The organism is Methylotenera sp. E1MeOHC1, assembly GCF_058745595.1.
The window spans coordinates 1,190,570-1,201,549 of sequence record NZ_CP196025.1; the positions used below are offsets into that span (position 1 = coordinate 1,190,570).

Consider the following 10,980-nt stretch of genomic DNA (forward strand, 5'->3'; position numbering starts at 1 on the left):
TTTATTTACAAGCACTTTAGCGGTATTAATGCGAATTTAAGTTTCTTGATGAATAATTGCGGGATAACAATAAGAATCACTATATTAACGAGAGAAAAACTATAGGAGTTGGTATGAGTTTAGATTTATTAAGAGGTCTTGGTGTAACAATACCTTACAAAACAAAATACGATAATTTTATCGGCGGCAAATGGGTTGCACCAGTTAAAGGCGAGTATTTTGATGTTATTACTCCAATTACAGGTAAACCTTACACACAAGCGGCTCGCTCTGGTGCAGAAGATGTTGAACTCGCACTAGATGCTGCGCACGCAGCAGCAGATGGCTGGGCTCGTACGGCCCCAGCACAACGTGCCAACTTACTATTAAAAATTGCTGATCGTCTGGAAGCTAACTTAGAGCTATTAGCGACAGCTGAAACCATTGATAACGGCAAACCAATTCGCGAAACGCTGAATGCAGACATTCCATTAGCAATTGATCACTTCCGTTACTTTGCTGGCTGTCTACGTGCACAAGAAGGCAGCTTAAGTGAAATTGATGAAAACACAGTGGCGTACCATTTCCATGAACCATTAGGTGTGGTTGGTCAGATTATCCCATGGAACTTCCCAATTTTGATGGCGGCATGGAAACTAGCGCCAGCAGTTGCTGCTGGTAACTGTGTGGTGATGAAGCCGGCTGAATTCACGCCTATCAGCATTTTAGTGCTGATGGAGTTGATTGCTGACATTTTACCGCCTGGCGTGATTAACATCGTGAATGGTTATGGTCGTGATGTGGGTGCCCCGCTTGCTAACAGCCGCCGTATCGCTAAAATTGCATTTACCGGCTCTACCGCAACAGGCCGCGTGATTGCACAAGCCGCTGCTAGCAATTTGATTCCAGCAACACTAGAATTAGGTGGCAAATCACCTAACATCTTCTTTGAAGATATTGCACTTGCTGATGATGACTTCTTTGACAAAGCAGTTGAAGGTTTGGTGCTATTTGCATTCAACCAAGGTGAAGTCTGTACTAGCCCATCACGTGCATTGATTCAAGAATCTGTGTACGACAAATTTATGGAGCGAGTGTTACCGCGCGTTGCCGCAATCAAACAAGGCAACCCATTAGACCCTAACACAATGATTGGTGCACAAGCCTCTCAAGACCAATTGAATAAAATCATGTCTTACATGGACATTGGTAAACAAGAAGGCGCAAAGGTACTGATTGGTGGCGAGCGTAATGTACTGAGCGGCGCATTTGCTGACGGTTATTACATTCAGCCAACTTTACTTAAAGGTCACAACAAAATGCGCGTGTTCCAAGAAGAAATTTTTGGCCCAGTGCTAGCTGTGACCACCTTTAAAGATGAAGCTGAAGCATTGGCTATCGCTAATGACACCGTGTTTGGCTTAGGTTCTGGTGTATGGTCACGTGATGGTAGCCGTGCTTACCGTATGGGCCGCGGTATTAAAGCTGGCCGCGTTTGGACTAACTGTTACCACGCTTATCCTGCGCATGCTGCGTTTGGTGGCTATAAAGAGTCTGGTATTGGTCGTGAAACACACAAAATGATGCTAGATCACTACCAACAAACTAAGAATCTTTTAGTAAGCTATAACGCTAAAAAATTAGGCTTCTTCTAATATTGCGCTTATCGCTAGTCGTTGACGAGCCTGTTGTATAAAATAACAGGTACGCTAAATGATTGAAACAGAGAGGCGGCTAACCCCGCCTCTTTTTTTAGGGGTTTATGATGATCGACCGTATCTCAGCCACACCGTCAGCCATTGCACTAATTGAGCAACTCACGCTTGTGCATGGCCCTATTGTTTTTTTCCAATCTGGTGGTTGCTGCGAGGGTAGCGGTCCATTATGTATGCCGGCTAAAGAGTTTCATCCTAGCCCTTCCGATGTAGTGCTTGGCGAAATAGCAGGTGCTATTTTCTATATGGGAGATAGTCACTTCTCATTCGCAGAGAATACACACACGATACTGGACGCTGTGCCAGGCTCTAGCGGCTCATTTTCTTTAGATTGCGGGTCAGGCCAAGCGTTTATTACACGCGGTCGTTTATATAACGATGAGGAGCTTAAACAACTTCCCACCGTGGTACGTTATGGTTACTAATGGCTTAACGATTTTTTAAAGGCCTATACCAAGCTCTCAGACAAGTTATCGGAACCAATGACACGATTGCGCCCACTATGCTTTGCTTTATATAGTGCAGCATCAGCGCGCGGAATTAGCACCTCAGGCGTTTCATTCCCCACACGCTCAGCAACACCAGCACTAAAGGTGATGAGTACTCGTTCATTGTTATGCATAAAGAAGCTTTTAGTAAGCTCACGCTGTACGCGTGTAATCACCTTCACCGCTTCATCTTGCGCCGTTGCAGGTAAGATAATAATAAACTCTTCACCACCATAGCGCGCCAATACATCCGTTGTGCGTAATACATCTTTTAGCACCTTAACCAGATGCGTCAGGGCTTCATCTCCCGTTGCATGACCTAATGTGTCGTTAAGCTTTTTAAAGTGGTCAATGTCCAGCATTGCAACACATAAAGTGGTGTTGTGGCGGTCAGCGCGGCTAAACTCACGTTCTAACGCCTCGTCCATTCCGCGCCTATTTAGCGCACCTGTTAAATAATCTTGATGTGCTACTTGCCCAATGTAGTCGAGCTCTGCTGTGAGCTCCTGGATACGCTTTTCTGCCGCAAGCGCCTGTTTCTGGCTATTCATAAACTCATCACGAGTACGCTGCACAGTTAATCCAATAGACCGTGTGTCATCAAGAATACTATTAAGCAATACGTTCAGTTCGCCTATGTTATCGGTAGTTGCTATTTTTTGTTGATACGCTTCAATCTTGTCGTGATAGTCGCTGGTGCTCTCTGTCATTTCCACCAGCCTATCAACAAAAGTCGTCACCATTTTTTTAAGAGTGTCTTTTGCTTCGGTAAGCGCAGGCTTAATCTGGGCTTGTTTATAAACCAGCTCTTTTAAACTACTTTCCGCATCGTATAGCGTATTTAAATTAACAGGCTTAGACACAATGTCACTAATGACTGTGGTTTGCGCATAGAGCCACTTATCCTCAGTTTGCACCATCTCGCCCATACTAGAAAGTACCAAGCGCAACAGCTGCAATAATGACTCATGGACCCGGCTTTGCTGATCGCGCTGCATTTCAAGCGATAATAAAATGGATTTCAAATCGGCCGCACAGATGATTAGGCTTTGCTCATTACTGGCCTTTTGCATACGGCCTAGCAAGTTGACTGCTTTTTGATGTAACTCTGGTGCTGCCTCTAAATTTGGAATAATCACTAACTCAAATGCGCGTAACAGCATGTCACGCCATTGGCTAGAGCCAATCACAGAACCAGCAGACGGCGCCAGTGTTGCAACACTGGCCGTGGCTGCAGCATCGACAGCCGTAGCATCTGACGACATCACGGCATCGGCAGTGCCGCTTAACCCCCAAGAGTTCACTAACGCTTGAATCTTTTGCGCGAGCACATCTGAATCGCTGGCGAAATTAACCAGCACCTTACTCAACCCCTCTTTTTTACGGCTTAAGGTCACGCCTTTGTGGCTAACCTCCAGCTGTTTCAATAGGTTACGAATAACGTTAGACCAGTTGGCCTCCTCTACATTTGCGCTTGTGGCACTTGATGGAAATAGCTTTGTGAGTTGCTCTTCTACTTTAGGCCAGTCCCCTTTTTCGATGAGTGGATTAAGCGCCTGTGCAACCGCAATATATTTGGGCTTTTGCTTACCGGCTTGTTGGAGTACTTTTTCCAGCGCTTTGCCGAGCTCTACAGAGTGGTCTATCGACTTAACCCCCATGATCTCATCGTAAACACTACGAAAGTGATCAGGTGTTGGTGGCAACTTACGTTGCATCAGTTGTATCAAGGTCTGGCGAGCAGCTTCAATAGGAGAGTTTTTTTGTTCCATCGTTTTTTGTCTATTCATTATGTTGCAAACACTACTGCTGCAATATCAATCAGTTAACTTGTGGACCCAGCGCATCATTATAAGCTGATAGAAGCTATTTATACTTGAGATATTTTCACCTAGCTACTCTGCCCTCAAGGCATTGATTGGGTCCAACTTAGATGCACTTCTGGCTGGCATTACGCCCGCTAACAGGCCAATCATCATAGAGACTAAAAGTGAAGTGATGGCAAAGCTCCACGGCGTATGCACCGGCAAGCTAGGCAATAAAAATTGCAGAAGCTGTGCGGTCACAACCCCAATCAACAGACCAAATAAGCCGCCCAGTGTCGCCAAAACGACAGACTCGCCCAGAAACAAAAACAGCACCGTTGCACGCTGTGCGCCCAGTGCCATCATCAAACCGATTTCATTGGTACGCTCACTCACGGCAATGGTCATAATCGTGACGATGCCCACACCACCTACCAATAATGAGATACCGCCTAGCGCCCCCACTGCCATTGTTAATATATTGAGTATATTGGACAATGTATTCAGCATATCCTCCTGTGTGGTCACGGTAAAATCTTCAGCGCCATGGCGTAGCTTCAACAAAAACTTCACTGCGTTAGCAACGCCAGTGGAGGCTACCCCTTCTTGGTAAAGCACATGAATTTCCATCAGACCCTCACGGTTGTATAACTCCAATGCACGCTCTGTGGGAATAAATGCCGTGTCATCAAGATCAATACCGAGAAACTGCCCCTTAGGCGCCATCACGCCAATGACGCGAAAATGCAGGCCTCCGATTTTGACGCGAGCACCTAATGGGTTTTGATGACCAAACAACTCATCGCGCAACTTACTACCAAGTACAATCAAAGCCCGTGAATTGCCCATATTTTGTGGGGGCAAGAAACTACCTATACGCACTGATGAGCTAAAAACCTTGGTAAAATCCGCATCAACCCCATACACCGTTGAACGCCGTAAACGTCCATTGGCGGCTAGCTCCGAATTACCCCATACCGTAGGCGTTGCGCCAGTCACATTGGGTAACTGCTTGAGCGCTATCGCATCTTCCATGGTGAGCAAACGTGCAGTGGATGGAATCCCGGCAGGGGCCTGCCCACCGGTTTTAATCTTGCCGGGTGCAATCGCAATCACATTGGTGCCGAACTGCGTAAACTCTGCCAACACATAGCGGTGCACGCCCTCGCCAATAGAAGTCAGCAAGATAACGGACCATATGCCCACGGCAATACCCAGCATGGTTAAAATGCTGCGCAGCCGATGCGCCGTAATAGCCTGAATAGCGAACCGTATAGAATCCCTGATTAACATATACGCTCTTTTAATAAACTCACTCTCAATCGCATCGAGGAATAATCGCCGTTAAATCACTATTATTTTTTAGATAATGCCTGAATTGCATCCTGCATGGCAGCACGCCTTGCTGGCATCACCCCAAATATCAAGCCAGCCAGCAAAGCAATAGCTAAGCCGGCTACCACTGCCCATAATGGTGGGTATGCAGGAAACGTAGGATATAAATAACGTAAAAACGCTGCACCTAAGTAACCAAACCCCACCCCAACAACGGCACCTGCCACAGAAAGCAGCAATGCTTCAAATAAAAACAACTGCTGCACTGCGGCAGTAGTCGCCCCCAATGCTTTTAACAAGCCAATTTCAGCAGTACGCTGCGTCACCGAAACCAGCATGACATTCATGACTAATATGCCAGCAACCGCTAGGCTGATTGCGGCAATACCTGCAATGCCCAGTGTTAATACGTTTAATATTTTATCGAAGGTTTGCAATACGCTATCTTGTGCAATGACGGTAATATCCTCTTCACCTTCATGCCGAGCAATAATAGTCTTTAACACGCGCGCCTTGACTGGGTTAATCTGTTCGCGACTATGTGCTTCAATTAAAATGCGGAACAAGCTATTGGTATTTAACATTGCCTGTGCGCTATTGATAGGCACGATCACTACATCATCACTGCTAATGCCCAGTCCACGGCCACCCTCAGCCCAAACACCTACCACCCGATACTTTCTATCACCGATGCGTACACTTTTGCCTATGGGGTTATCAGTGCCAAATAACTCTTTGCGTATCACTGCACCCAGTACCACCTCAGGTGAGCCGCCACCGAACTCGGTGTTTGTAAGAAAGCGCCCCAGTGACAACTTAAGATTACGCAGCTGGATATAATCAGCATTAGTACCAATTAAGATAGATTCACGCAGCTTGCCGGACGCCTTAATTTCGGTTGTTGCCACCACCAGAGGTGACACCCGTTTAACGCCTGACAGCCGCAGTAAAGCTTGGGCATCATTAACAGTTAAATCCCGTGGCGTACTTGTCACCAAATTGGCAGGATTAAATCCTCGCGTTTCAGAGCGCCCTGGTAAAACAATCACTAGATTTGTACCGATAGAAGAGAACTCATCCACCACGTAACGTCTTGCCCCATCGCCTAATGCGGTCAATACTACAACAGAAGCAACACCTATCGCCATTGCCAGCACTAGTAATGCCGTGCGCAGGGGCGAGCCAATGGCGGCATAACTGGCAAAACGTAAAGCATCAGGCACTCTCATCGTATGTTGTCCCAACAGTAACGCTCGCTGCCGTATCACTCACAATCGCACCATCATCCATTTTGATTTGCCTGCGTGCACGAGCCCCTAGCGCATGGTCGTGCGTCACCACAATCAAGGTCACGCCCTGCGCATTTAATGCTTCAAGCAACGCCACAACCTCCTCGCCCGTTACTTTATCCAAGTTACCAGTAGGCTCATCTGCTAACAACAGGGTTGGCCGCATTACCGTGGCGCGCGCAATCGCCACGCGCTGCCGCTGGCCGCCTGATAGCTCATTGGGTCTATGCTCGGCGCGTGTATCTAAACCATAATCATGCAACGCCTGCTTTACGCGCTTTGCACGCTCATCGGGGTTGATGCCTGCAAGCATCAGCGGCAGCTCAATATTGGCAGCGGCAGTTAACCTTGGCACTAAATGAAAACTTTGGAAAATAAAACCGACATGCTCACTGCGTACTCGCGCCTGCTCATCTGCATCAAGTGTAGTAACATCTCGCCCAGCTAAATGATATACGCCAGTATCTGCACGATCTAACAAACCCAGCACATTTAGTAATGTAGATTTACCAGAGCCTGATGGGCCCATCACCGCAATATATTCACCCTGCTGTATATCAAGATCAATATCTCGCAACGCTTGCACCTGACCGTCACCTAAATAAAAAGTGCGGCCAATATGCGCTAAACGGATAAGAGTATCGGCCTCAGCCATGGCTTAGCTCCCCGACGACTCCACGCTGACCAAAGCGCCAGCTTGTACACCCTCACGATCGACAGAGGTCACAATGCGATCACCTTTGTTAAGCCCATCCAATATCTCAGTATATTGCCAATTAGCAATACCTGTTTTTACGGCGCGCGCTTCCAACTTCCTGGTTTTATCTTGGTAAAGCAGCACCCTGCCGCCCTCCAGCAATGCAGAGGTTGGTATTCTCAGCACGTGGTCACGGCGGTCTAAAACCACCTCCACATCAGCACTATAGCCCACTAGTAACTGCTTGATATCCGAGACATTATCCAATGCAACATCAATATCAATCGTACGCGCCTGTTTTTCCACCGCAACCACATAAGGCGCAACGCGTTTAACATGGCCCAACAAGGTTTTACCCGGCAGCGCATCCAACACGATACGTGCAGGTTGCCCTAGCTTAATTTTAGGGGCATCCACTTCATCCATCGGCACTTGCACATAAAGGCATGAGCTATCAATTAAATCTATGGCTGGTGGTGTGGCAACACCCGGTGGCGAAGGCGTTGTGTACTCACCCAACTCACCAACGATATCAGCAACCACGCCATCAAATGGCGCAGCCAACACAGTTCTGCCCTGCTCAACCTGAGCTAGTTTCAGCCTAGCTTGCGCCTGCGCAATCTCGGTGTTGATGGATAAGCATGCCGCACGGCGTGACCTTGCTTCTGCACGAGATTTTTCTTCTGCAGATTCGGAAATAAAACCGCGCTGCTTAAGCTGCGTACTGCGCGCAGCTTCTCGCTCCGCGTTGTCAGCTAAGATGCATACCTCAGCTACACGCTTACGTGCACTATCTACCTGCTTAAGCGCCAACGCACTTTGTGCTTGCTGATCTTCATTCCATAATTGAATGAGTACTTGGCCTTTTTTAACATGGTCGCCTTTTTTAACGCCTAGATAGGCGATACGACCACCGATGATGGGAGATAAGCGGGTACGCAAACATGCCTCTATCGAGCCTGCTCGTGTATTTGAAACACTGGACTCGACTAGCCCAGGCTGCACAACAAAAAGAGTGACAGGTAGCGGCATCGGCTTTGTAAAATACCAAACGCTAGCCCCAACCAACAGGATAAATCCAATCGATATCAGAATGCGCCGCATTGACCCTCTTGCTGTTAAACGTAAGAAAAGGTGACTGCATCAAGCGTGACGTGATCAATATTGATAAAGCACGAACACGCGCAATAACCACGCTAAGTCAACTTCATTCTAGACTTAGCTGTGCGACTAAGCAATATCAATCAGGGAGTAACATTAACAATACGAATCACCCAAGCTGCAATCAGCTTTTTGGGCAAATGACTTAAACATTGGGAAATATATTTGGTGCCCGGGGCCGGAGTCGAACCGGCACACGCTTACGCGCGAGAGATTTTAAGTCTCTTGTGTCTACCAATTTCACCACCCGGGCGGATGGAAGGTGTAGAACAAACAACGGTGCGTATTCTATAACAATTACTGAAAATATTGCAAAACTATTTCATCATTTTTTAATTATTTTGCTACATTTGTATTTTCAATCGTATTTTTACACTCGCAACACCAAAAAACCTCGCTTAGCCACGCCCAATATACTCAAAAAATAAAGCGCATCGCTAATATCATTAGGATGCGCTTTTATTGAACTGCTGCTTTACTTCTAAATCACTGCAAGTAAATAACTTCAAACTAAGTGATTTAAGCAAGCAAAGTTACTTGGCTATGTTACTTCACTAGCTCGCGTATGATTTTCCAATCGCTGCTTTCATTTTGGAACTGTAGCTCTTTGTTTGCATTATCTTGATAAGCAATGGTTGGTGTACGCTGCATATTGCAAACCTCACAAGAGGTATCTGCCACTTTCTTAATTTTAAAAGTGGTTAAGGTATACGCCTGTTTAAATGTGGCTTTACCAGTATCACCATCACAGCTCACTTGTAAATCTTCAATCTTCAAGCCAATTTTGCCATTAGTGCTTAAACGCTGACGGCGTTGCTTTTCCCATGCAGCCCTATCCAACGGTGCCTCTGGCGCAAATTTATCTGCATAGAATCGGAAATAACGATCTGCATCTTTTTGACGCCAAGAACTAGCCCAGTCATTCACACGATCAGTAATCGCTTGTACATTACAAGCTTGTGCAGCAACAGGTGCCACCGCAGGCGTTGCAACAGGGGTTACTGGTTTAGCCATTGATGGGTAAATATTAGCCAATGGTTTAGCATCGGCAACTAACGCAGCTTTATCGATTTGAATTTGTACTGGCGCTAAAGCTTGGCAAACATTTTCGTTATCCAAGTACTCTTCACGTGCATATTCAGGTAAGTTACCACGTTGCGCCCCAATTTTATTGAGTAACTCGCCTTGGCCAGCATAGGTTCGCGCATGTGCTAACTGCAAGTCATACTCGGTGTTGGTCAAACTGCGCTTAGCCTGAAAATACTCGTTCTCAGAGTCCAGTAAATCTAATAGCGTACGCTGACCAATATCGTACTGCTTACGGTAAGCTTCGCGCGCATTCTCAATCGATGTTTTATGCTTGGCTCTGTAAAGACGTTGTTCGGTTAGCTGGTTAACATCATTGTAAGCAATGGTAACTAACTGACGTGTATCAACACACGCTTTATCACGCTGATCATGTGCGCCATTGAGCTTTTGAGCAGCGGTGTTGACTGAGCTTTTATCAGAGAAACCGTTAAACAAATTAAAATTCATAGTTAACTCAAGCAAGTCAGCCGCATTATTGCTGTAGCGACCATCAGAGCTGGTACCTAAGTTCTTGCGTGCTTGTAAATTCAACTTAGGATAATAGCGAGACTCATTAGTTTTAATCTCGTTCTTTTTAGCTTGAATATCTTCAATTGTCGACAACAAGTCCGGATTTTGTCTAAATGCCACTTTTAGTGCAGTTTCGGGGCTTGCCTCCAAATCCCCATTGAATAATGCCGGTGCCTCTAGTGTTGCTGGCGGCAATTCGCCATATAACCTTTGCAGCCTAGCCGTTACATCGTGCAAATTAGTTGTTTCAGTGAGTAAGTTAGCCTCTGCCAATGCCAAACGACCACCTGCCTGCTCCAAATCAACTTTACGCGCAACGCCAGCATTCACGCGCTCTTGAATACGATCAAACAACTGCTTATGAATGACATAGTTGTCTTTTGCGTATTGAATTAACTCTTGGTAGCGCAGCGTATCTAGGTAGGCCCGCACAAACTCTAACGTAACACTCTGCATAGCACTTTGCAGTTCAAAATATCTAACTCTACTAGCATGATCTAAACGTTTAACCTCATTGCTGGTTGCAAAGCCGTCAAAAATCATTTGTTTTAGTACTAACTCATTATTCATACGCGGGATTTGCGTATTATTTGTATTCTTAACCAACTCTTCTTGGTTACGGTAGGTAGAAACAATATCAGCCTTCGGCAAAAAACCGCCACGAGCAGTTTCTTGCTCGTAACCTGCCTCTAAAAATTTGTGATATCTAGCTTGAACCTCAGGATTTGAAGTGATCGTTTTTTCAACCATATCTTTTAAGCTAATTAAAGGTTCTGCTGCATGCGCGACATGAGTTGCCAACATGCTTAAGCCAAGCAAAAACAAATAACTTACTTTATATTTAAACTGCTGACTCAACTCACTCTCCCAATTCTAGAAACTCTTTTTAGTCTTATTAGCGTCTGCGGTATG

The 10,980-nt window shown here is 46.0% G+C and carries 8 protein-coding genes and 1 tRNA gene; 2 read left to right on the plus strand and 7 right to left on the minus strand.

The genetic code is table 11. From position 1 onward, the window contains the following. The first annotated feature begins 113 nt into the window (after positions 1-113). Complete coding sequence (gene exaC, locus ACSSU7_RS05415) at positions 114-1,634, plus strand: acetaldehyde dehydrogenase ExaC (protein ID WP_492517692.1); 1,521 nt, start codon at positions 114-116, stop codon at positions 1,632-1,634. Positions 1,635-1,744: 110 nt separating this feature from the next. Further along, positions 1,745-2,119: a DUF779 domain-containing protein gene (locus ACSSU7_RS05420; RefSeq protein ID WP_492517761.1), complete on the plus strand. Its 375-nt coding sequence runs from the start codon at positions 1,745-1,747 to the stop codon at positions 2,117-2,119. A gap of 23 nt (positions 2,120-2,142) precedes the next feature. On the opposite strand, the gene ACSSU7_RS05425 is transcribed toward ACSSU7_RS05420, so the two are convergent. The 7 genes from ACSSU7_RS05425 to ACSSU7_RS05455 form a co-directional block, all read right to left on the minus strand. Next, a complete protein-coding gene (locus ACSSU7_RS05425) occupies positions 2,143-3,954 on the minus strand; it encodes a GGDEF domain-containing protein (protein WP_492517762.1) in 1,812 nt (603 codons plus the stop codon). A 123-nt stretch (positions 3,955-4,077) separates the two neighbouring features. Then, positions 4,078-5,280 (minus strand): ABC transporter permease, encoded by a 1,203-nt coding sequence (locus tag ACSSU7_RS05430; RefSeq protein WP_492517693.1) that lies wholly within the window; start codon positions 5,278-5,280, stop codon positions 4,078-4,080. A 62-nt stretch (positions 5,281-5,342) separates the two neighbouring features. Beyond that, positions 5,343-6,551, minus strand: coding sequence for an ABC transporter permease (locus ACSSU7_RS05435; protein ID WP_492517694.1), 1,209 nt, complete (start codon positions 6,549-6,551; stop codon positions 5,343-5,345). Further along, positions 6,538-7,266, minus strand: coding sequence for an ABC transporter ATP-binding protein (locus ACSSU7_RS05440; protein ID WP_492517695.1), 729 nt, complete (start codon positions 7,264-7,266; stop codon positions 6,538-6,540). The genes ACSSU7_RS05435 and ACSSU7_RS05440 overlap by 14 nt, the downstream gene beginning before the upstream one ends. Positions 7,267-7,269: 3 nt before the next feature. Then, the gene (locus tag ACSSU7_RS05445) at positions 7,270-8,412 is read right to left on the minus strand and encodes an efflux RND transporter periplasmic adaptor subunit (protein ID WP_492517696.1); all 1,143 of its coding nucleotides are present in this window, start codon (positions 8,410-8,412) and stop codon (positions 7,270-7,272) included. Positions 8,413-8,635: 223 nt separating this feature from the next. Next, positions 8,636-8,722 (minus strand) — tRNA-Leu (locus ACSSU7_RS05450). Between the two features lie 293 nt (positions 8,723-9,015). Next, a complete protein-coding gene (locus tag ACSSU7_RS05455; RefSeq protein WP_492517697.1) occupies positions 9,016-10,926 on the minus strand; it encodes a TolC family outer membrane protein in 1,911 nt (636 codons plus the stop codon). Positions 10,927-10,980: the final 54 nt, after the last annotated feature.

Excerpts from the sequence above, each read along its gene's own strand:
- ACSSU7_RS05425 (WP_492517762.1), bottom strand. The coding sequence starts at position 3,954 with ATGGAACAAAAAAACTCTCCTATTGAAGCTGCTCGCCAGACCTTGATA.
- ACSSU7_RS05430 (WP_492517693.1), bottom strand. The coding sequence starts at position 5,280 with ATGTTAATCAGGGATTCTATACGGTTCGCTATTCAGGCTATTACGGCG.
- exaC (WP_492517692.1), top strand. The coding sequence starts at position 114 with ATGAGTTTAGATTTATTAAGAGGTCTTGGTGTAACAATACCTTACAAA.
- ACSSU7_RS05435 (WP_492517694.1), bottom strand. The coding sequence starts at position 6,551 with ATGAGAGTGCCTGATGCTTTACGTTTTGCCAGTTATGCCGCCATTGGC.
- ACSSU7_RS05445 (WP_492517696.1), bottom strand. The coding sequence starts at position 8,412 with ATGCGGCGCATTCTGATATCGATTGGATTTATCCTGTTGGTTGGGGCT.
- ACSSU7_RS05440 (WP_492517695.1), bottom strand. The coding sequence starts at position 7,266 with ATGGCTGAGGCCGATACTCTTATCCGTTTAGCGCATATTGGCCGCACT.
- ACSSU7_RS05420 (WP_492517761.1), top strand. The coding sequence starts at position 1,745 with ATGATCGACCGTATCTCAGCCACACCGTCAGCCATTGCACTAATTGAG.